The 23,613-nt window shown below is 34.6% G+C and carries 19 protein-coding genes and 1 pseudogene; 19 read left to right on the forward strand and 1 reads right to left on the reverse strand.

The window, feature by feature from the left end; genetic code table 11:
- Nucleotides 1-190 precede the first annotated feature (190 nt).
- From AA637_RS15330 to AA637_RS15375, 10 genes are all read left to right on the forward strand, one after another.
- Entirely contained in the window at nt 191-1,102 is a 912-nt protein-coding gene (locus tag AA637_RS15330; protein ID WP_446684733.1) for a DUF4007 family protein, read from the forward strand.
- A gap of 434 nt (nt 1,103-1,536) precedes the next feature.
- Nucleotides 1,537-3,882: a hypothetical protein gene (locus AA637_RS15335; RefSeq protein WP_446684734.1), complete on the forward strand. Its 2,346-nt coding sequence runs from the start codon at nt 1,537-1,539 to the stop codon at nt 3,880-3,882.
- On the forward strand, nt 3,839-5,035 hold the full coding sequence (locus AA637_RS15340; protein WP_446684700.1) for a hypothetical protein: 1,197 nt from the start codon (nt 3,839-3,841) through the stop codon (nt 5,033-5,035). Before AA637_RS15335 ends, AA637_RS15340 begins: the two co-directional genes overlap by 44 nt.
- Nucleotides 5,036-5,039: 4 nt before the next feature.
- Entirely contained in the window at nt 5,040-6,164 is a 1,125-nt protein-coding gene (locus tag AA637_RS15345) for an HNH endonuclease domain-containing protein (protein ID WP_446684701.1), read from the forward strand.
- A 145-nt stretch (nt 6,165-6,309) separates the two neighbouring features.
- Complete coding sequence (locus AA637_RS15350; RefSeq protein WP_446684702.1) at nt 6,310-7,110, forward strand: phosphoadenosine phosphosulfate reductase family protein; 801 nt, start codon at nt 6,310-6,312, stop codon at nt 7,108-7,110.
- Nucleotides 7,111-7,122: 12 nt separating this feature from the next.
- Nucleotides 7,123-7,458, forward strand: a complete 336-nt coding sequence (locus AA637_RS15355) for a nucleotidyltransferase family protein (RefSeq protein ID WP_242411995.1) — start codon at nt 7,123-7,125, stop codon at nt 7,456-7,458.
- Nucleotides 7,451-7,798 carry a HepT-like ribonuclease domain-containing protein gene (locus tag AA637_RS15360; RefSeq protein WP_069791242.1) on the forward strand — a complete coding sequence of 116 codons (348 nt, stop codon included), beginning with the start codon at nt 7,451-7,453 and terminating at the stop codon, nt 7,796-7,798. The genes AA637_RS15355 and AA637_RS15360 overlap by 8 nt, the downstream gene beginning before the upstream one ends.
- Before the next feature lie 282 nt (nt 7,799-8,080).
- Nucleotides 8,081-10,441 (forward strand): DNA sulfur modification protein DndB, encoded by a 2,361-nt coding sequence (locus AA637_RS15365; protein ID WP_446684703.1) that lies wholly within the window; start codon nt 8,081-8,083, stop codon nt 10,439-10,441.
- A 91-nt stretch (nt 10,442-10,532) separates the two neighbouring features.
- Nucleotides 10,533-11,612, forward strand: a complete 1,080-nt coding sequence (brxL, locus tag AA637_RS15370) for a BREX system Lon protease-like protein BrxL (protein ID WP_446684704.1) — start codon at nt 10,533-10,535, stop codon at nt 11,610-11,612.
- A 172-nt stretch (nt 11,613-11,784) separates the two neighbouring features.
- Nucleotides 11,785-12,384: a tyrosine-type recombinase/integrase gene (locus tag AA637_RS15375; protein WP_446684672.1), complete on the forward strand. Its 600-nt coding sequence runs from the start codon at nt 11,785-11,787 to the stop codon at nt 12,382-12,384.
- Here AA637_RS15375 and AA637_RS15380 read toward each other — a convergent pair.
- A pseudogene (locus AA637_RS15380) lies at nt 12,381-15,355 on the reverse strand (Tn3 family transposase). The gene AA637_RS15375 and the pseudogene AA637_RS15380 overlap by 4 nt on opposite strands.
- Nucleotides 15,356-15,575: 220 nt before the next feature.
- Between AA637_RS15380 and AA637_RS15385 the strand changes: the two are divergent.
- From AA637_RS15385 to AA637_RS15425, 9 genes are all read left to right on the forward strand, one after another.
- Nucleotides 15,576-15,992: a BREX system Lon protease-like protein BrxL gene (locus AA637_RS15385; RefSeq protein WP_446684705.1), complete on the forward strand. Its 417-nt coding sequence runs from the start codon at nt 15,576-15,578 to the stop codon at nt 15,990-15,992.
- A gap of 48 nt (nt 15,993-16,040) precedes the next feature.
- Nucleotides 16,041-17,657, forward strand: coding sequence for a DEAD/DEAH box helicase (locus AA637_RS15390; protein ID WP_446684706.1), 1,617 nt, complete (start codon nt 16,041-16,043; stop codon nt 17,655-17,657).
- A complete protein-coding gene (locus AA637_RS15395) occupies nt 17,657-19,480 on the forward strand; it encodes an ATP-binding protein (protein ID WP_446684707.1) in 1,824 nt (607 codons plus the stop codon). The genes AA637_RS15390 and AA637_RS15395 overlap by 1 nt, the downstream gene beginning before the upstream one ends.
- 57 nt (nt 19,481-19,537) lie before the next feature.
- Nucleotides 19,538-19,867: a nucleotidyltransferase family protein gene (locus tag AA637_RS15400; protein WP_446684708.1), complete on the forward strand. Its 330-nt coding sequence runs from the start codon at nt 19,538-19,540 to the stop codon at nt 19,865-19,867.
- Entirely contained in the window at nt 19,851-20,195 is a 345-nt protein-coding gene (locus AA637_RS15405) for a HepT-like ribonuclease domain-containing protein (RefSeq protein ID WP_446684709.1), read from the forward strand. Before AA637_RS15400 ends, AA637_RS15405 begins: the two co-directional genes overlap by 17 nt.
- 111 nt (nt 20,196-20,306) lie before the next feature.
- Complete coding sequence (locus AA637_RS15410; RefSeq protein ID WP_446684710.1) at nt 20,307-21,239, forward strand: phospholipase D family protein; 933 nt, start codon at nt 20,307-20,309, stop codon at nt 21,237-21,239.
- A gap of 72 nt (nt 21,240-21,311) precedes the next feature.
- Nucleotides 21,312-21,551, forward strand: coding sequence for a type II toxin-antitoxin system Phd/YefM family antitoxin (locus tag AA637_RS15415; RefSeq protein WP_446684711.1), 240 nt, complete (start codon nt 21,312-21,314; stop codon nt 21,549-21,551).
- A gap of 2 nt (nt 21,552-21,553) precedes the next feature.
- Nucleotides 21,554-21,940, forward strand: coding sequence for a type II toxin-antitoxin system VapC family toxin (locus AA637_RS15420; protein ID WP_446684712.1), 387 nt, complete (start codon nt 21,554-21,556; stop codon nt 21,938-21,940).
- Nucleotides 21,941-21,985: 45 nt separating this feature from the next.
- Nucleotides 21,986-23,122 carry a cysteine desulfurase family protein gene (locus AA637_RS15425; RefSeq protein ID WP_446684713.1) on the forward strand — a complete coding sequence of 379 codons (1,137 nt, stop codon included), beginning with the start codon at nt 21,986-21,988 and terminating at the stop codon, nt 23,120-23,122.
- Nucleotides 23,123-23,613 lie beyond the last annotated feature (491 nt).

Here is a 23,613-nt window from a genome sequence, read left to right on the forward strand (position 1 = left end):
TTCCATGTTGGTGTAAAGCTAGGGAAACTGTAAGAACCGTGCCAATTCGCTCAAAATAAGTCAGAGAGGGAACTTAGACATAACGTTAAAACCTATTTCGCAACAACTCTAATAAATAAATTGAATGTTGTCATGAAAAAGCATAATATTGTATTGCACAACAAAGTTAACCATAAACAACTAAGACTGAATGATTCAAACTAACTTGGAGTTGAATCTGTTAGATAACCCTATAAATCCAATCTTTGCCCGTCATGAAACGTTCCATCCTCGATGGGGATGGTTAAACAAGGGTTTTGCTGCCGTTGATAAAGATAATAATATTTTTCAGGCGGATGATGCCCCTATTCGTTTGGGAGTGGGTAAGAATATGGTGAGGAGTATTCGTTATTGGTGTAATGCTTTCAAAGTTACTGACAATGATGATAAACCCTCAGATTTCGGGCGAAGGTTATTGGGAGAGAAAGGATGGGATAAATATTTAGAAAATCCTGCTTCTTTGTGGTTACTACATTGGAATTTCCTTAAGCCTATTTGCACTGGAACGTCATGGTATTATGCTTTTAATCTTTTCAATGATACTGAATTTAGTCGGGATGACTTAGTAAATGGCTTGAAGGGTTTTCGGGATGAGATTAAGCCTAATATTGCTGATTCTTCCCTTACGAAAGATGTTACTTGTATTTTGAGAATGTATGTGGACACTAATACAGATGGTTTTGTGGAGGACTCCATCGATTCTCCTTTTGCTGAGTTGGGGTTAATTTATCAACCTCTCAATGCTAAGAATTATCGTTTTCGTTTTGGAAATAAACCCAGTTTATCCCCTGAAATCGTTTTGGCTACTTGTTTGGAATATGCTAGTTGGGTAAGTGATAATCAGACAACCATTAGTATCAGCCGATTACTTTATGATTATGGTAGCCCTGGTTTAGTTTTCAAGTTCACGGAGGAGGCTTTATTGAGTGCTATTGATACCATGATTCGGAAGTATGATAATCTTTTTTTGGCGGATACGGCTGGTTTAATTCAGCTATCTTTTAATGGTAATCCCCTTGATTTGGCTGATCAAATTCTTGATGATTTTTTTCTAAATAATTGATGGTTTGTAATTGATAATTAATAGTTAATAATTGATAATAATTGTTAAACAAAAAGTATGGTTTTACCCCCTAAAATCCTTCAAAATTCGTGAACTTTCAGTTATTTAGATTTAGTATAATTACCAATGGCACCGTTTAATTTAGTTGAAAATCAGTTATTACCTTAAAATCAATTCTTTATCATAAATTATCTTTCATAACAATGCTATACATACCTATTTAACGTTATTTTACAACTATTTTTTGTTAGTTAAGCTAGGCTTTAAGTGGTAGTCTAAAAATTAGACATTACTTAATTAAACTATTAAATATACTTCCATGATCAAAATAATTGATTATTAAAAATATAATCACTATTGACCATTCCCTGTTCCCTATTCCCCATCTTAACCAAAAATATTATCCCGAACTCAAGTTTTTTATACTGATGATTATGAATTTATCTTCTTATTTTACTTTACAACGTCGTTATGGTCGCTCTATTAATTTAGAAAGGGATTTTAATGATGTTTCAGCTTTGAATGGTTATGTTTTAACGGATAAATCTGTGGAAACTTTAAAGCGAATTTTGTTGGGTATTAGCGGGGATAATAAATATAATTGTTGGACTTTGACGGGGGTTTATGGTACTGGTAAATCTGCTTTTGTTCATTTTTTAATTTCCTTATTAGCTAATAGTAAAAATAAGTTAAAAAAGAAGGCTTTAGGAATAGCTAATAGTTCTTTAAATGATGATATTATTCTTAGTAATATTCCTGATGATGGCATGGTAAGGGCGATCGCCGTTAGTCAACGAGAAGCAATTAGTTTAACAATTATTCGGGCTTTAATTAATGGATTAAAGGATATTGGGGGTAAATTATCAAAGGAATTTATTTCTCAATTAGAGGATTTAGAAGGGCGAATTAAGGATAATAAAACAGTACAAAATACAGCTATTGTTAGCATTATTAAAGATATTCTTTTACAAACCAAAAAAGATATTATTTTAGTAATCGATGAACTAGGAAAAAACCTAGAATATGCCGTTTATAATCAAGGGGCAGAAGATTTATATTTATTACAACAATTAGCAGAATTAGAAGCGATTGAAGGTAAGAGAATTTACATTTTAGGTATCCTACACCAAGCCTTTACAGAATATGGACAAAGATTGGCTACTATTCAACGGAATGAATGGTCAAAAATTACGGGAAGATTTGAAGATATTGCTTTTACTGAATCCACGGGGCAGATGATAAAGTTAATCTCTGAAGCTATTAGCCCAAATATTGATAATGATTTAGAGAAAAAAATTGACCGATATAGCTGTTATTGGTATCAAAAATTAGAATCTATTTTCAAGTTAGAAAAAATTGAACAAAGTTTAATTAAAAATATTTATCCCCTCCATCCCCTCAGTGCTTTAATTTTACCAGTCTTATGTGTAAAGTATGCCCAGAATGATCGCACCTTATTCACTTTTATCACATCCGATGAGCCTTTTTCTTTCAAAAAGTTTTTAGAGGAGACGGTTATTAAAGATGATAACTTACCTACCTTAAAACTTGACCAAATCTATGATTATTTTATCTCTTCCGTGGGTATGGGTTTAACAAGGGTGGTAAATTTTCAACGATGGGTAGAAATTTATGACTTAATCAACGATGCTAAACACCTCGATGAAGATAGTTTGCGGTTACTAAAGGCGATCGGTTTGCTAAACTTAGTTAGTATTACAGGCATTACAAGGGCAACCCGTAACTTAGTCGCCCATAGTCTTTGTGATGGCGATGATGACGATAAATTTAACTATTGGCAAGAAAAAATTGACACATTGTTAAGACAAGGGTTAATTACCCATCGTAAACAAATTGATGAGTTGAGAATCTGGAAAGGCTCAGACTATAATATTGATGCTCAACTAGAATCTTATCTTAAACAAGAGCAGTCTAGTTTAGCAAAACTTTTGTCTCAATTACGCCCTTTAAAACCAATTATCGCCCAGAGGCATAGTTATCAAAAAGGCACATTACGTTATTTTGAAAGACATTATCTTGATTCCTCTGTTGATTTGACTAACCTTGAGTGTGAAGACAATTCGGCAGATGGTTGGTTAGGTTATTGGTTAGGAGAAGAGATTCCTTCCTCTTTTCCTCAAAAAACGGTTAATGGCTTACCTGTTATTTTTATTGCTGCGAATAATTTACAGGTTTTGCGATTACAAGCCCAAGAATTTAGCGCTTTGAATAGGATGAATAATGAGGCGAAGGAGTTGCAGTCGGATGGGGTGGCAAGAAAAGAAGTGCGTTATCGTCTTATTGAAGCACAAAAGGCTTTGGATGACACTTTAAATAGTGTTTTTGATTTTAGTCGGGGTGAGTGTCGATGTTGGATTGGGGGAAATTTAACCAAGATTGACAGTGTGAGGGAGTTGAATAGTTATTTGTCGGTGTTGTGTGATGAAACTTTTAGCAAAAGCCCTATTTTGTGGAATGAGTTGATAAACCGTCGCAACCTTACTTCTCAGGGTAGCAAGGCAAGGAGGGAATTAATTACAGGGATGATTAACCACTTTAGTTTACCTAAATTTGGTTTTTCTGGTTATGGCCCTGAGGTTACCATGTATTATTCTTTATTGCAAGAAACGGGTATCCATCGCCCTATATCTTCGGCTGAAAATACTCTCAAACCTAGTGATAGTAAAGATTTTGCACTACATACTACCCCCCCCCTACGTAGGTACTACAGATTTAGTGGAAGAAGAGTGGGGTATTTATGCGCCGATGGGTGGGGATAATCCTAATATAGATGAGGTGTGGAGTGCGATCGCCCTTTTCTGTACATCCGCCACCGAAAATCCCCAAAATATCGCCCAACTATATCAGAAGTTATCTCTTCCCCCCTACGGAGTAAAAGAAGGAATCATCCCCATAATTCTTACCGCCGTATTACTGTATTACAAAGAAGAAGTAGGGGTATATCAAGATGGTACATTTATACCAGTATTAGGAGAAGAACATTTAGAATTATTAGTCAAAAATCCCGAACGTTATGCCGTAAAATATTTTGCCATAGAAGGATTAAGGGGAGAAGTATTCCAAGAATTAGAAGCTATTCTGCGTAATCCCCAAACCAAAGCCAAAAGTAACATTCGTAACGCCACCCTCCTAACCGTTGTCACACCCCTATATCAATTTGTCAAACAACTTCCCCGTTATACCCTACAAACCAAAAAATTAAGCCCAACAGCCCTCAAGATTTTAACCATTTTACAAAAAACTGCCGAACCTGACGAACTATTATTTAAACAACTACCCCAAGCCTGTAATTTACCCCCCATCACCGCCGACAAAGAAAAAGACGGCATTACCGCTAAAGAGTTAAAAACTCAATTAATCAAAGCATTAAGAGAAATTAACCTCGCCTACGAGAATCTCTTGAGTGAATGTCAATCCTTATTATATTCTGCCTTTGGGGTAAGAAACGAAGCCACAAAACTCAGGGAAGACTTACGGGTAAGGGCATCTTACCTTAAAAATAAATGTGTTGAGCCAATTTTGAAACGTTTTACCCAAGCGGTATGTGATGAAACCAAAAATGATAAACAATGGTTAGAGGCTTTAATGATGATTATCGCCGACAAACCAGCGGAATCGTGGAAAGACGAAGATGTTAGTTTATTTCAAAGTAAACTTGCCGAATTATCCCGTAAGTTTAGTAATTTAGAAGCTATCCAAGAAGAAGTAAAAGTAAAAGGTGAAGGATTATCCGCCAGAAGGATTACCGTTACCCGCAGTGACGGGGAAGAAACCAATCACATGATATGGATAGATAATCAAAGGGAGTCGGAAGTTAATCAAAAAGTTGAAGAAATTTTGGCTATGTTACCGAAGGATAAACAGTTAAGGGAGACTATTCTTGCTAAACTTACGGAAAAGATTTTAAAGTAATTTTATGTTTGCGGATAATAAATCTTTACCTCCTTCTTATTCTCTGAATATTTCAGTTTTAAGTCAATTATTTAACTCCACGACTAACTCCTATAAGTATCTTTTTTTTAGTGCTTTATTAGACATTTTGGAAAGAAATTTATTTGATTATCAACCAATCCACTTTCGAGAATTAGTCATTGAAATGTTGGCAAATGCTTGGTATCCCCATGTATTTTTTAAGTTATCTTTTGGTAAACAGGATCAAATTTCTCTTAAGTTAGATAGGCTTAATATACAGTCAGGAAAAGAAGCCATTACAAGAAAAGATGTATTAATTTCTATCATCAATGGGTATGATGTGGATGATGTTATTAATAGTTTAATGCGTTATGTTCCTTTTCGTTTAATTAGACCTTTTTTCGCTGAAGAATTACGGGGAATAAAAGATGGTGAGGTGAATAGTAGTATTATTATGTTATCGAAAAATTGTTTTAAGAAAAAAAAGCCCTTATATTGCTTTAATTTTGAGAATTATAAATTAGTCGATAATATTATTGTTCATCCTGAATGGATTAATTATATCAAGGAAAATTTTGTCATTCTTAAGGGTTGGGTTGCTTGGGAGTGGTTAAATTATATGCAAAAAAATAATCCTAACAGTCCTAATTTAGCAAGAAAGTTATTTCCTTTAGTACAAAGAAAATCTCTTATTCAACAGGCAAAATACTGGAAATTAATTATGGAAAAACAGCCTTTAAAATGTATTTATTCCGATAATATTTTGGATAAACATAGTATTTCTGTAGATCATTATTTACCATGGTCATTTGTTGCCCATGATCAATTATGGAATTTAATTCCTAGTATTCATCATGTTAATTCAGCTAAATCTAATAATATTCCTGCCTCTGATTATTTGGATAAGTTTATTAGTTTGCAACATCAAGGTTTAATTATTTCTTCTCAAATTTTACCTAAAAAAAAGTGGTTGAATTATATTGACTGTTATCTAAGTGATTTAAGAATAAATGAGCCGAATGATTTATTAAAATTAGAGATTTTGATGAAGGCTTATCAAAAAACTTTTAAACCTTTGATTTCTTTGGCACAAATACAAGGGTTTTCTACTAATTGGCATTATGGTTAAAAAAATTTACAAACTACTGGGGATTACCGAGGGGATTAGTTTTGAGTTCAATTATCTTTGATTTGATAAAAATTCCCCCAACCGCCCTGAGTTTAATCTTGCTATTCTATGGGTAGAGATACAATTTACTGTTGAAATATAGTTGATGACAGGGAAGAAAACTAGGCACGTTTTAGGGCTTTCAGGGGGTAAGGATAGCACGGCGTTAGCTATTCTTTTGCATAAGGAAATCCCTGATATTGAGTATTTTTTTTGTGATACTCATAAGGAGTTACAGGAAACTTACGATTACCTCGATCGCATTCAGGCTCGTTTAGGTATTAAAATAAATTATCTTAGCGAAAAAAGGGGTTTTGATCATTGGTTGGCGATTCATGATGGTTTATTGCCTTCTCCTCAGATGCGCTGGTGTACGGTGAAAATGAAGATTAAGCCTTTTGAGGAATTTGTGGGAGATGATGAGGCTATCAGCTACATAGGCATTCGTGCGGATGAAAATAGGGAAGGTTATATCTCTACAAAACCGAATATTAAGCCCGTTTTTCCTTTCAAAGAAAGGGGTTTGGTAAAGGCTGATATTATCCGTTTACTGGAAGAAAGCGGTATCGGTTTACCTGAATATTATAAATGGCGTAGTCGCTCTGGTTGTTTCTTTTGTTTCTTTCAGCGCAAGTATGAATGGGTGATGTTGGCGGAAAATCATCCTGATTTGTTTGCGAAGGCGGTGGAATATGAGTCAAATCATCGGGATGGTAGGACATATACTTGGACTCAAGGAGAGACGTTATTAGAGCTTTTAGAGCGTAAAGATGACATCATAGCACAACATCAAAGGGCGATCGTCCGTAAACAAGAAAAAGCACCGAATCGCCCTCTAGCAGAAGCCTTGGAGTCTGTCTTAGATGAGGAAGATTCAACCCTACCCTGCTTAGTGTGTAATTTGTAATTGGAATTAGGAATGATGCTATTACTATCTCATAGTGAAATTGAACAACGTTTAAAGATTTCTCTTAATCAACTTTTTGATATTTGTCAACAATATAATATCAAAGAAATGGCTTTATTTGGGTCAATTTTAAGAGATGATTTTAATAACAAAAGCGATATTGATTTTCTCATTTCTTTTCAACCTAATACACCTCAAGGTTTACTAACTATTTCTAAACTTAAATCTCACCTAGAATCATTACTTAATTATCCCGTTGATATTACGATTAAAGATTCTCTTAAAGACGGTGATAATTGGATTCGTCGTAATGAAATTTTAAACACTGCACAGACTATTTATGAATAGAGATAAGGCTTTTTTACTTGACATTTATAATGCTATTAATCGTATTGTATTATTTTCAAAAGATTTGACAAAATCAGATTTAAAAAGCAATGAAGAAAAACAATCCGCTATCCTCTATCAAGTAATTATTATTGGTGAAGCTGTTAAACGATTATCAATAGATTTTCGTAATAGTAATTTAGCAATTCCTTGGAAAGAAATTGCAGGAATGAGAGATATTCTTGCTCATCAATATGACAAGGTGAATATTGATACTTTATGGGACGTGGTTAATCGTGATATTCCAGAATTAAAAATAATGATTAGCCCTTTATTATCTGACTTAATAGATACAACTTAAACAAATTTTATAATTTACTGAACTATCTATTTTTGGCATTGCTGATTTTGAGTATGATTTGTATTGAGTACGAATCACTAAACTATTCAATTACTGTTATTTAGAATTGCTAGATTTTTATTCTTATACCTTGATTCAGCAACGCTCTATTTTTTTAAGGATGTTAATAGATAATTAAAAAAATTAATTGACTTTCAGTTATTTTATCAAATCTCCATCACAAAGTGGCATTATGGGATCCCATCTTTACTAACTAAATCAAATAGAGAAAAATAATCAATCATGAATTTAAACTTTGGTGTGCAAAAACAAGATGTTTACGGTACCTATGGAGAATTTACCATTGAGTCAGAAAATAAACATATTACCGCCCAATATTTACTTACAAAAATGAAGCCAGGGGTAGAAAATAGTTGGGAAAATAGTCTAGCAGATCAAATGGTGCCTTGGCGAGAAATTTTCAAAATTGATGAATTAACCTTCGACGAATTACTACAAAGAGACTTAGATGATTCTAGGGTAGCTAACGACTTGATTCCTTATCTACTCGGTGAAAGTGGCTCTAATGCTCGTTTTTTCCCGCCTATATTAGCAGTTTTAGCACCCAAAAGAATTGATAAATCAGGTATATTACCCTATTATCCTGCCCTTACCCATCAAAGCGATACATCCATGAGTTTTGGTAATTTATTTGAATTTGAAAAACATACCTTAAATGGACAATTAACCCCTTTAGGAGTGTTGAAATATAACCAAAAACAGAGTGCTTTAATAATTGTTGATGGGCAACATCGAGCCATGGCAATTTTAGCCCTTCATCGCACCATAAATCAAAAATGGGGAGATAATAAATACGCATCTTATTATAATCATTTACAAGTAAATCAACAGCAAATAAAAAACTTAGAATTACCTGTTTGTATCGTCTTTTTCCCTGATTTATATGAGGGGAATCAGGCTTTACAAACTCAAGGCATCGACTTAAAAAGTGTCTGTCGAGAAATCTTTGTGGTAGTAAACAAAAATGCTAAACGCATTAGCCCATCAAGGGAGTTATTATTAGATGATGAAGATTTAGCCGCCCGTATGATGCGTAATACCCTATCCCAGTTAAAAGATAGGGGGGAAGATAATTCTTCGGTGGCGCGTATTTACTCCTTTGCCTTTGGTGATAGTCTTTCCGATGCCGATACTCGTAAAAGTGAAGTGGTTACAGGGCAATTGGAATATTGTACCGCTGTAGCATTACATAAAATTCATTGTGCCATTAGTTTTGGCATGAAGGATGCTTTTAATCTTGATGAGTCAACGAAAGATATTACCCATAGTCGTCGCACAAAAAATAAAGAGCGTTGCGAGGATTTATTAAGGGGTACAGAATTAGAGCAAAAATGGAATTATTATGATCGTTTTTCCGGAAAATATCACCCTTTACAACAGGTACAATTAGCAGTTAATTTATTGGGTAATTTAACGGATGTGGTTTTGTTACCTTTATTTGATCAATTTACTCCCTTTGCGGTTTACAATCAAGCCATGAGGGAAGTTTATCAACAACTACAAACTCCTTTATTACGCACTGAAGAAATTCACATTAAATCTTTTAATTTATTATTTGAAGGTAGCGCAGTTCAAGCAATTTTTGAAGATCATATTCATCGTCTCAAGGATAAACTTAATAAGTATCAGGAAGAAGGTAAACCGATTAGTGATTATCTTCATAATCAGTTAAAAGATGCAAAAAATACCTTAAAAGCGGTAGAAAGTTGGGAAGATAAAATAAAGCTAAATACTGCTTGTAAATTATTTAGTATAGAGTGCGATCGTTTTTTAGACAATAATAGCGAAAACGAAAAAAAAGAGTTATTAGCCAAAGCAAAATCTATTTTAGATGCCATTTCTACTCAGGCTTTTCAATTAGGTTATCCCATGACAATTCATTCTATTGTGGAGTTAATGATTGCAAATAATCAATATACATCCTATGAAGAAAGACTAAGAGTTACTAAGTTTATTTCTCAATTATATTTAAAGGCTTTAAACAAATATTTTTCATCATCATCCGATAGTTTACACCATACCCTAACTGGTTTAATAACTGAATCCAGAATAAATGTATTTAATCCTAGTGAGTTAGGTTTAAGAGGTTTGTTGCATCTCCATCTTAAAGAATTAAATGAGAGTCAATGGATATTTTTCCGTTATGCCATCTTAGAAATCGTCCATTGTAAATATAGTTATCAAGGATTATTAGAAGAATTAAATTCTCCAGAAAATCAAGATTTAGCTCAGAAATATTTAAGAATATTACCTAGTATTATTGACTCCATATTAAATCTAAGAAAAGAATTTATAAATAAAGGTATTGATACCAGTATTAAATCCAAAGAATTTAATAATCAATTGGAATTACAAAAAGCACAACTAAAAGGGCAAGGTTTATTAGATGAAAATATAGAAACACAAGTCGCCACAATTATTAAAACAAAACAAATTGAAGTTGAAAAACTAGCAAAAGAAAATATTAAAGCTAGTTTAGGGGAATTAGCCGATAAAAATAAAATTCTTGTTCGACTAACTACCAATCATAATAAGACTGAATATAATAGCGGATTTGTCACAGGAATTGACGAATTTTTATAACTTAAATTTTGCTGATTATTATGTCTATTTTTTGAAAAATAATCACTTTCTAATATTATTGAACAATTACAAAAAAACAATTATGCACCACATGAATCCCTATCAGAATGATTTAGTAAATCAAATATTTAGCGACTATTCCATTGATAAAACAAGATTACCCTCTAGCGGATTAAATAAAGTAGGAGTCCCTAGTTTTGTGGCTGAATGGATACTAGATAAAATTGCACCGGGTAGAGGGGATTTAAGTAATGCAGAACATGACAAGGTGAATAGTTTAGTTATGAAAGCCTTTCCGAGAAAAGATGATAAGGAAAGAATTAAGTATAAAGTATATCAGGGAGAAGAATATCAGTTAATTGCTGAATTAAAGGTAAGAATACCCCTCGAAAAGGCAACGGACGAAATACAAAAACCCTTGGCAAGTATCCCTATTTTGAACCTTACAGAATGCGATATAGAGCCTGATATTCTTGAAAAATATACCTTATTATTAGGTAGAGGATTATGGGGAAAAATTACTCTTAATTATAGTATCAATGAACAGGGAAAATATAACATTAATATTTGTAATTTTGACCCCTTTCAATCTTCAGAAGTAGATTTAAGATATTATGCCCAGTGTCGTGATAAATTTAGCTTTGAAGAATGGCGAGATTTAATGTTTTGTTCTATGGGTTTAAACCCTGAAGATTCTGCCTATAATAATGAGGCAAAAATCTGGGTTTTGAGTAGATTATTACCCCTAGTAGAATCTAATTATCATGTCATGGAATTGGCACCTAAAGGCACGGGAAAAAGTTTCTTTTATGAGAATGTTAATAATAAGGTAATGGTGGTAAGTGGAGGGAAAATCACGGCACCACGTTTATTTTTTAATGGTAGAACTGGGGAAATAGGTTTATTGGGTACTTATGATGTCACTGTGTTAGATGAGGTTCAAAGTTTGACTTTTGATAATCCTGATGAAATGATTGGCCCTTTAAAAACTTATTTGGCAAATGGGCGTTATAATCGTGCGGGGTTTGCGGATATAAGTAGTGATTGTAGTTTGGTATTGTTAGCTAACATTGAATTAGATGCTTATCAACGTCCGAAAAATGAAGATAATTTAATTAAAAATCTGCCTAAATTCTTTTCAGAAACAGCTTTGTTAGATCGGCCTAAATAGAAGGTTCGTGTAACGAGGGGCAATCAGTATAGAAGTACTACTAAAAAGAGGATTTTTTTGTATTGAATGATAAGAAAATTAAATAATAAACATTGCCTAGTTCGTCTTCTTTTAGGCAAAGTATAATGGAAAAATATATGCAACCATAGAGACTTGATGGACATAAGTAATCATGGCTCAACTTTCATTTTCGGCAAAGATTTCAAATCCTCCTCCAAAAAAACTACCATCACTTGGTAGAGAATATCTGCGTCCATTAGAAGTCCAATCCCTGATTCAGGCTGCCAGAAAAGTAGGTCGTCATCCCCATAGAGATAGTTTGATTATTTTACTAATGTTTCGTCATGGACTCAGAACAGCTGAATTAGTAGCTCTCAAATGGTCACAAATTGATTTATCAGAGGGTTATATAGAGATACATAGAGTTAAACAAGGACATGATAGTATTCATCCTCTACGTTCACCTGAATTGAGGGCTTTACGTCAAATACAAAGAGATTATCCCGAAACTCAATATGTTTTTGTATCGGAATACAAAGCCCCCTTATCAACCAGAACCATTCGTCATATTATAGCCAGAGCTGGGGAACTAGCTAAAATACCCTTTAGAGTACACCCCCATCAACTACGTCATGCCTGTGGCTACTATCTAGCATCACTGGGCCATGATACTAGAGCTATTCAAGATTATTTAGGGCATAAAAATATTCACCATACAGTTCACTATACCCAAATGTCTCCCCATAGGTTTGAGAACTTCTGGAGAGACTAAGCAATTAATAATTGCTCTAAACCAGCAATTCTTTGAGAAAGATCGAGCTTAAAAGTACCATAAGGATTAACGTGACTGAAAATTAAAGGAGTAATCGCTCTTTTATCAATTTCAGTGAGTTGTTGTTGCCATTGATCCTGTTTTAATATTTTTTGAATCATTAAAGTATTGACATAAACGAGACATATCTGCAACAAATGTAAAGATAAAACGGATAATTCCTGACTCTCCAAACGATTTGAGGCAAATTCTCCACCTTTACCATAAAAAATAAAATCATTAACCCCATTCCAGCGTTCTACTACATTTAAACCTTCATTAATCTCCCTTCGTACATCCTCTGAACAAAGATATTGACATAGGAATATTGTTTTAATAGCTCGACCTAATTCAAGTAAAGCCAAATATGTAGGATGTTTAAAAGAATTTTTACTAAAACGTCTGAGAATAGCCTCAGTTTCTGCTGTCCCTAACCTTAAAGCTGTGGCATACTTCACCATCTGGTCATACTGTTGACGAATCAAATCCCAATTAATCGGACGGGTTAGAATCGGCTGTAAATGAGGATAAGCATTACTGACTTTGGTGAATGGACGATATAACTTCTGTACCTTAATTCGTTTTAATCGGGGCATCAACTGAAACCCCAACAAGTGAGTAAAGGCAAATGCTATTTCACTTTGACCATGACTATCAACATAGTTTTTCTGCACATCCATATTAGTACAATGGCGTAATACCCCTTCAATCATAGCGGCAACCTCGCTACTAGAACAGGTTTGAGTTGTGAATAGATACAAGTCGATTTCCTCTCAACGTGCCAATAAATCATGACTCCTCGACCACCATAGCGTAAATGATACTGGGTCATCAGGTTTTGATCATAAGCTCCAAAATGTTTGCTATCACTAGCACAAGTAGTTGTTCCCTCTCCCCAGACATGAGGATTACGAATCTCAAAAATGGCATTAATGACATCCCCAATGGCACTTCTTAGCTGATCTTTATGGATGTAGCGACGACGTACATAGAGCAAATCTTGATATTTTTCACCATTTATACCTGTATTAATTCTTTTTAACCCGGTATTAGTTCCCATACCATAAATACATAGTAACAATCGCTTTTGCAATGAAACTCTATCAATAATCTCCCTTGTACCCATGGTTTTGAAGTTACGAGTAAAATCAACTCTTAAATCTGTCTCCTTGAGAATATCTAAAAGACTGGTATTCGCCCAAGTTTCATTGATTTCAGCCTTAAGTCGATTCAGATTTATTGGTTCAGGTACTGCTTCAAAAGGACTAAGTCTAATCAGTCCATTTCCTTTACTGATAATGGCAACATTTTTATTTTTTGGCATCCCTTGATCCAACTTATCCAATCCTTCTGCCATTTCTTGTTGTAACTTGGAAATAAAAGTTTCTACATCCTCGGGAAGAGTTAGAGCTTGGTAGTAAATTTGACGGTATTGTTCAAAATCTGTAGGTAAATCATGATCTGGATTACCATAACGTGATGCACCAACTACCCAAATTTCTTTACAACTGAGTCTTTCTCTAAGGGCTTGTAAAACACTTATTTCATAGTTAATCCGGTTAATTCGTTCGTTTCCGTCTTTATCAGTTTCCAAAAGAATATCTTTCCAACCACTTTTGACAACTCCATCAATGGGTATTTCTTCTGTGACATCATAATATTTGGACTTACTTTCTGTGTATTTTTTGAGTAATTCTAAAGATTTAATCACAGGGCGATGAATGTCATTATTAGAGCGAAATTTTAATACAGATAGAAAAATGGGAATCATCCGACGGTAGTGATTGGCAAAGGATGCACGCATTACTTTATGAACTCTTTGGCGATAGGCTATACCTGTAGCTTTGTACTCAGTGACCAAATCTTTGAGAGTTTTTTGAGAAACGACTGGATAGATTACTTTTTCTATTATTCCTTCTGGTTCAGCGGCGGCTACTTCAGCAATACGGAATAAGATGTTGGTTTTTCCTGTTACAAGTTGAAAATCGGCGACTAATTCTTTGTTAATACGTCTTTCTGCTCTTGTACCTATACGTTTGATAATGTTTATTAGTAGCTCGATCAGATTGTCCGTAATTTCTTGAGTGCGTTCCACAAGGAAGGCACTCATTAAAGTGTAGCGAATAGATGATGGATGTTGCCGTAAATGATAAGGGGTTTCAGTTGCTGCTCTATGACGGTAATTTTTTATTAGTTTTGGTGAAATTCCCTCAAATAAATCAGAAGGTAAACCTACACTTATAATTCGTTTGAGTTTTTCAATTTCTGTTAAGAAAGTGCCTAAACCTACAGGACCTGGATCTGTTTTAAGAAAGGCAAAGTCAGATATTTTAAATGTAGATGAATCTGATGAGGTAGTTTTATTTTCTTCAATTGATGTGTTTAATATGATGTCAATTTCAGTTATAGTTTCAGCTGATAATTTAGTAAATATTTGATTACAAAAGTTACTTTCATATTGATTTACGGTGCGACGAATTAAACGTTCTAATTGTTTTGTTGTTGGAGGTTCAATTTGTAATAGGCGAAATCTTTGATATATTTCTTCTTTCAGTGCTTCAAATCTTTGCTTAAACGGTAAAATATGAACCATTAACCAGTCCGATGCTTCAGATGAATCTGATAATGTAGCTGTCCGAAATCCAAACAATTCACGAATTTCAGCACGATGATTTTTGATGGTACGTCCTTGCCAATTATATTGAGAATATAATGAAGAATTTATTTCTAGTTGTAACCCAATGTAGTCAATAATTGTTTGCGGTATTTCAGCCCTATCATCTGGAAAACGAGCCATTAATTGAAAATATTTAAGGAGAATTGCAAAGCCTATCTGCCCCGCACCTAGTTTCTTTTTGACTAGTTCTAATTCTTGGGGAACAAGAGTCCAATTTTCGACTAATTCCTGCGTGTTCCAATCGAGCTTTACCAAAATATGTTTCTCCTTGTAAGTTAATCTTGACCAGAAAAAAGCATAAACGAATTTAGCCTTATAATTTTACCTAATTTTAAATGTACATCAAGACATTTTTGTCAACTATTGTTCGTTTAATACATTAGATATACTTATATTTGCTCCATGAAAATAGAATTTTTGTATTGTCAAGAAAAAATCTCTGAAATCTATGATTAACAAGCATTTCATTCATAGATTGCCCCTGGTTGCACGAACCTTCTATTTAGGCCTAGATCGTTTTGCGGGAATTATTCCAGGGTGGAAAATTCCTAAGTTTCAATCGAAAATGACGGCTCATCAGATAGGTTTAAAAACTGATTTTTTTGGGGATGCTTTATTAAGTTTGAGGAAGGATAATCGTTTTTATCACTATGCTAAATCTCATACTAATTTTATTTCTAAGGTATCTATAAGAGATGAAAATGCAATTTTAAAAAGTGCTTCTGGTTTTTTGAAAATACTTTATCCTAGCCTTAATTTAACAACGGAGGAGTATTTATTTAATTGTTTAAAACCTGCCCGAGAGTTACGGCAGAATATTCATGGTTTACTGTACAATCTGGATGATGAATTTAAACAGTATGAGAGGGATATTATTGTTGATGTGATGTAGGGGTTAAATTCTTATTAATATATTGCTTAATATGGAGATTATTATACATTGAAAATATACGATTTACTACTTAACAGTAAACAGAATAAATTAGAGTACTTATTAAGTATTCCTATATTTAATCTTTTAAAATTATCGGATAAAAATTTAACTAACGAAGAACAGTTGATAGAGGCATTACTTACTCTATATACTCCAGAAGAGTTATTAAGATCTAAATATCATAGAGATTTAATAATAGAATTTCTTACCCCTGAACAAGCCAATATTTTAGCCACTGTTTGGGATGCACCCCATGATAAAGATGTATATAAAAGACTAAAAAAAGTAGCCATCAAACAAAACTCGGAGGCAGAAAAATATTTATTTAATTTCTTTGAAATTCCTGTTTATCGTCAAACAAATATTACTGTAGAAAAATCCTCTTTTGTCGAAATTAGTCCTCAATATCCTTTGTTCAATCATCAAAGAAATGCCGCTCAAAGGGTGCAAAAATATTTATATGATCCTCCCTATCGAGGACTTTTGCATATGCCTACAGGGGCAGGAAAGACCCGTACAGCGATGAATATTATTGCGGATCATCTGCGGAATAATGAACCTACTTTGGTGGTTTGGTTGGCGTATAGTGAGGAGTTGTGCGAACAGGCTGTTAATGAGTTTGAAAAGGCTTGGGGGTATTTGGGCGATCGCCCTTTAACTGTTTATCGATTTTGGGGAGAGCATGATTTAGCCATAGAAGAAGTAAACGATGGCTTTGTGGTAGCAGGATTGAGTAAAACCTATAACGCCCTCAAAAAAAGTATCCGCTTTATCAATCAATTGGGGGTGCGTACCTCCTTTGTGATTATCGATGAAGCTCATCAGGCGATCGCCCATACCTATAAATTAGTGCTAGATAGCCTCGTCATTCCCTACGAAAAAACCGCCCTACTCGGATTAACCGCCACCCCTGGACGCACATGGGCAGAAATTGATCAAGATGCCCAACTAGCAAATTTTTTCGCCCAACAAAAAGTAACCCTCGAAATAGAAGGTTATGATAACCCCGTGGATTACCTCGTAGAACAACAATACCTCGCCCAAGCCATTCATCGCCCCCTATTTTATGACAGTGTCTTGACACTTACCCCCAAAGACATCCGACGCATTAACCAAGATTTGGATATTCCCCCCTACATTCTCCATCGATTAGAAGAAGACGAACAACGTAACCTCCGCATCATTCTTGAACTAGAAGCCCTAACCCACCGTCATCATCGCATTATCGTCTTCGCCATCTCCGTTAACCATGCTCAAATCCTCACCGCTGTTTTAAAGTTGAGAGGGTATAGTGCGATCGCCCTTACAGGAAAAACCCCGAAACCAGAAAGAGAGGCAATTATCAAGAGTTTCAAAGACGACAACCCCGAACCACAAATATTATGTAACTACGGCGTATTAACCACTGGATTCGATGCACCAAAAACCAGTGCCGCCGTTATCGCCCGTCCCACCAAATCCCTTGTACTGTATAGCCAAATGGTAGGACGAGCTATTCGAGGACTCAAAGCAGGAGGCAACGCTACCGCCGAAATTATCACCGTAGTCGATAGTCAAATGCCCGGTTTTGGGTCTGTGTCAGATGCTTTTAACAATTGGGAAGACGTTTGGAGGAAAAACTAATGAATAAACCCCATGATATAGTTCCAGCACATCTAGCCGTTCAAGCCATGCGCGATAACGGTTATAAAAATGCCGCCTATGCCATCGCCGAGTTGATGGATAATGCTATTCAAGCAGGCGCATCCCAAGTTGAATTACTCTGTGGGCAAAGGATGAAACAATTAACATCCCGCAAAAGCTCCCATATCGAACAAATCGCCGTTTTAGACAATGGTTGCGGTATGGATGCCACCGTTTTACGTCTAGCCCTGCAATTTGGTAACGGTACTCACCTAGACAAAGATCAACATACTGGCATCGGGCGCTTTGGTATGGGTTTACCCTCATCATCGATTTCTCAATGTCAAAGAGTTGATGTTTGGTCATGGCAAAATGGAGTAGAAAATGCCCTTTATACTTACCTTGACCTCGATGAAATCAAAACCCGTCAATTAAACGAAGTACCCGAACCTATTCCGAAATCTGTACCCCATAGATGGCTAAAAGTAGGGCAAAGTTTTGGTTATAGTGGCACATTAGTAGTATGGTCAAAAATTGACCGTTGTATGTGGCGCACAGGTAAAACCATCATTGAGCATTCCGAGTTACTCATTGGTAGAATGTATCGTAAATTCTTGGAACATGACCGAGTTAAGATACGAATGTATGCCTTTGATTTAGATACCCATGGGGAAATCTTGGAAAAATATGCCCTACCAAATGATCCTCTATATTTGATGAGTAAAACATCTTGCCCTCCTCCTTTTGATAATCAACCCATGTTTCAGCTATGGGAAGGAGATGTAAATCCAGAGATTACCTTTATTATCAATTTTCAAGGAAAAGATCATGAAGTGAAACTTCGTATTGCTTATGCCACCGAAGAAGCGAGGAAAAGTGAAAATGGTAAACTACCAGGGGCATTACCTCACGGAAAACACGCTGCTAAAAATGTGGGGATTTCTGTAGTTCGGGCAGGACGAGAATTGGAATTAGATCAAACTTTGGTTAATACTTATGATCCTACAGAGAGATGGTGGGGGGTAGAAGTGGAGTTTCCGCCCTCCCTTGATGATATTTTTGGGGTGACTAATAATAAACAATCTGCTCGTAATTTTGCTGAAGTTTTAGCCCTTGATATAGAATCCCTTTTAGAAAATGGTAAGACTATTACTCAGTTAAAAGAAGAATTAAGAGAAGATCAAGATCCTAAATTACCACTACTCGATTTAGCTGACAAAATTAATTCAATCCTAAGTCTTATTAGAAGGTTGATTAAAGATCAAACTAAGGGCGATCGCACTTCTGGCTTAAAACGTCACGAAAACTATAAACCCCAAAAGGCTGCCACCTATATCACCAAAGAAAGACAAAACAACGGTTATACAGGAGAAAGCGATAAAGATGAACAATTACCCAAACAGCAAAGAAAACAAGCTATCCAAGAAACACTAATAGAAGAAGGAATGCCTCCCACCCAAGCGGAATTACTCGCCGCCACCACCGTCGATGATGGCTTAAAATATACCTTTGTAGAAGCCTCCCTCGATACCCCGGCTTTTTTCTCCGTCAAACCCAAAGGAGGTGCAATCATCGTCACCCTTAATACCAAACACCCCGCTTATCAAAACCTTGTGGAAGTTTTAGAGGATAACATTGAAGATGCCGATATAGATACCTTACGCAGTCGTTTAGCTAATTCCTTAGATGCTCTCAAATTACTCTTGATGGCGTGGGCAAGATACGAAGATGAACAACCCGAAGGAATACGCAAACAAAATGCTCAAGATGCCCGTATTGACTGGGGCAGATTAGCTCGACGATTCTTAGAAAATGAGGAATAATCATATATGGGTGGGTGTATCTCACCCAAAAACTTTAAAAATATCTTATGGCTAATTATGAATAATTTAACCAAGAAAAAACAACAAATATTAACAACAGAAATTATTGTAAAAACATTAAAAAATCAAAGTGATTTTTTTGATAAATATGATATAAAAACTTTCGCCCTATTTGGTTCAACCGCCAGAAATGAAGCCACAGAAAATAGTGATCTTGATTTTTTAGTGGAGTTTAATCATTCAGCAACATTAGATGGCTATATGAATTTAAAATTTTATCTTGAAGAATTATTCAATAAATCCGTAGATTTAGTTACATTAAAATCAATTAAACCTATCATTAAAAATTTTATCTTAGCTGAAGCAATTTATGTCAAGAAATCTTAAACTTTATCTTAATGATATACTTAGTAGTATCAAAAAAATACAATTATATACTGAAAATATAACAGAATCACAATTATTAGAAGATGAAAAAACATTAGATGCTGTGACTCATAATTTAATGATTATTGGAGAAGCTACTAAAAATATTCCTTCTGAAATAAGACAAGAATATAAATATATCCAATGGAAACAAATTATTGGTTTAAGAAACATTATTGCTCATACTTATTTTTCTTTAGATTACGAAATCATTTGGGATATTGTAAGCAATAAAAAGCTAGATGAATTTAAACAGGTGATTTTAGTTATTTTAAAAAAACAAATATAGCAATTATCATGGTTACGGGGTACAAAACGATCCCCCTAAATCTCCCTTAATAAGGGGGACTTGAGAATAATAAATGTATCTCATAATTATAAAAAATGCTATATATAATTTATGAATTTTGGTCGTCAACTTAAAAACTTATGCAAAACAGCCGAAAATGAAATTATTTTAGTTGCTCCCTTTATCAAAAAATCAATCTTCAAAGAACTGTTAGAGTTGACTAATCCAGAAATAGAAATAACCTGTGTAACTCGTTGGCGTATTGAAGAAATTTTAACAGGAGTTAGTGATATAGAAATTTGGGAAACTATCAAATCTTTCCCTCAAGCTAGTTTATGGTTAAAAAATAATTTACACGCTAAATATTATCGAGTAGATAAACAATGCTTAATCGGTTCAGCAAATTTAACAGCAAATGCTCTAAATTGGTCAAAGACTCCTAATTTTGAGTTAATGATTTCTGTTGATTCAGATAATAATGAGTTAAAATATTTTGAGCATCAATTATTTGATAATTGTATTAAAGTAGATCAAGTATTGTTTAATTTATATCAAAGTACGCTCGCAAAACAAAAAGAAGCAATACCCTTAAAAATAGATACTGATAATATATATGAATTAGATAATTATCATAATTCAGAAATAGATATAATGTGGTTACCTAGTCTAAGAAATCCAGAAGATTTATATTTAGCTTATAAAAATAAATTTAGTCAATTAACTAAAGTTTCTTGGGAAAATGCCATCAAAGATTTATCTATTTTTAAACTTCCTCAAAATCTTGATAAGCAAATATTTAATAATTATATTGGGCTTCAACTGTTAGAAAAAACTTTAATACAAAAAATAGATAATTTTGTCATCATTCCTCGTAGATTTGGAGAAGTTTGTGACTATCTTCATCAACAAACAGAAGGATATATTAATAATATTAAAATAAAAGAACAATGGCAAACTTTAATGCGCTGGCTTCTATATTTTTTACCCTCACGTTATGGTTTATCTATACCAAACTACTCAGAAGTTTTTTATCGGCATTATTAACTAATTGAATAACACTTGATGAGTTCTTCAAAATATGAACTATACTTAAGTTAGTCTATTAAACTAAGTTTGATGAAGAATATAGTCAATATACACGAAGCAAAAACACAACTTTCCAAACTCTTGTCTAGGGTTGAGAAAGGAGAAAAAATAATTATTGCTAATCGAGGAAAACCAGTAGCTTTTTTAAGCCCTTATATAGAATCATCCCCAAATCAACGTACCCCCGGAAGATTAAAAGGGAAATTTACCGTGCCTGAAAGTTTTTATCGATGCGATGAAGAAATTATCAAGTTATTTGAAGGGGAATAAGATTGAAAATATTATTAGATAGTCATTGCTGGTTATGGTGGTTATTTGAACCTGAAAAATTGAGTAAAATTGCCATAGAGACAATAAGTAGTAGTCAAAATGAATTATATTTGTCTGTAGCGAGTATTTGGGAAATGGGAATTAAGTTTAAGTTGGGTAAGTTAAATTTGCCTGTATCTCCAGAGATTTTAATTCCTCAACAAATGCAAATTGATAATATTTTTCCTTTATTTATTTCAGTTGATCATGCTATTACAGCATCTACTTTACCTTTGTATCATAAAGATCCTTTTGATCGAATGTTAATCGGACAAAGTCAATTAGAATCCATGATAATCATAACTAATGATTCTGTTTTTAGTTCTTATGATGTTGATATTCTGTGGTAAAAAAAATTTCCTAAATAGTTAATGTCAACCATGAGAGAATAAAAAATGTCTAATCCTATCTACCTAGATTATCACTCCACTACCCCAGTCGATCGCCGCTTAATCGATGTAATATATGACTCGATGATCGATAATTTTGGTAATCCTAGTAGTATAGATCATCTATGGGGAGATCGCTCCTCAACCGCCATCAAAAAAGCAAAACAACAAATAGCTGACTTAATTCAGTGTCATCCCCAAGAAATCATCTTCACCTCTGGGGCAACAGAAAGCATTAATACCGTCATCCAAGGATTAACACCTCCTCACCATTTCATCGTCTCACCCCTCGAACATAAAGCCATCATTGATACCTGCGAAGCCATGGTAAAACGAGGATTCGCCCAGATAACTTGGTTGAAAGTAGATACTAAAGGGAGAATTGACCTAGAATATCTTGAAAAAGTATGTAGCCAAGGCGCATCCTTACTCTGTGTCATGGCGGCAAACAACGAAATTGGTAACATTTACCCCATCCAAGAAATTGGTAAAATTGCCCAAAAATATCATATCCCTTTCTTATGTGATGGCTCTCAGGCAGTGGGTAAAATTCCTCTCAACTTTGAAGATTGGGGTATTACCTTCTTAACCATTTCTGGACATAAATTATACGCCCCGAAAGGTATAGGTGCATTAATTATCAAACAAGGATTTTCCATCAAACCCCTAATTTATGGAGGAGGACATCAAAACGGAATGCGCTCAGGTACACTCAATGTATCGGGAATAGTAGGTTTAGGAGAGGCTTGTTATCTCAGACAATCAGAAATGACAGAAGATGAAAGGGCGATCGCCCTTAAACGAAATCAACTACAATCATTATTACAAGCCCAAATCCCCTCATTAATCGTCAACGGTGATACAGATAACCGCCTCGCAGGAAACCTCCATATATCTATCCCCGATGTTCCCAATAGTGCCATGATTGCTAGGGTAAGAGATAAACTAGCCATCTCCACAGGCTCAGCTTGTACCTCAGAAACCTTTGCCCCGTCCCACGTATTGAGGGCAATAAACCTAGAAGATGAATTGATAGAAAGCGCATTGAGAATTGGCATTGGCAAATTTACCACCCATGAAGAAATAGAAAAAAGTGCAACTATCCTCATCAATACCATCAATCAAATTTGTTTAGTAAATTAAAATTTAACGTAAGCAGAAGGCCTCAGAATAATACAAACGGATGGAATAGCCGTTTCTGCATCAGGAGGCACAGTAAGACCAAAAGGCGGACGTAAATCTGTCTTGAGGCATGATCTGTTGAATGATGAAGCTCCCGACGAGAGCTAAAGCTGTCGGGTAGTCGTTCACCAGTCAATAGTCTGTAACTATGGGAAAATATGGGGATTGGGTGGGAATATGTTGTTATTTCTATCTATTTAGTAAGACATAACAAAGCCTTTTGTTCTACTCATCTGTAAACCTTTGTAACAAAAAAGAAAGACACCTTGTTGATATGGTATCTTTCTATAAAGACTATTTAATTCAATAAAAATTCTTTTTGGAGTTTTTCCGAAGAGTCCGAGTTTTAAACCTCAAACAACAACGAAAAAACATCTCATCGCAATTTGATGTTAACACGTTTGGTCAAGGTTTGAAAAGATAAACCTAAAACAAAAGCCAAAAATGTTCAA

The sequence above is a fragment of the Cyanobacterium sp. HL-69 genome (assembly GCA_002813895.1).
In the GTDB taxonomy this organism is placed as follows: domain Bacteria; phylum Cyanobacteriota; class Cyanobacteriia; order Cyanobacteriales; family Cyanobacteriaceae; genus Cyanobacterium.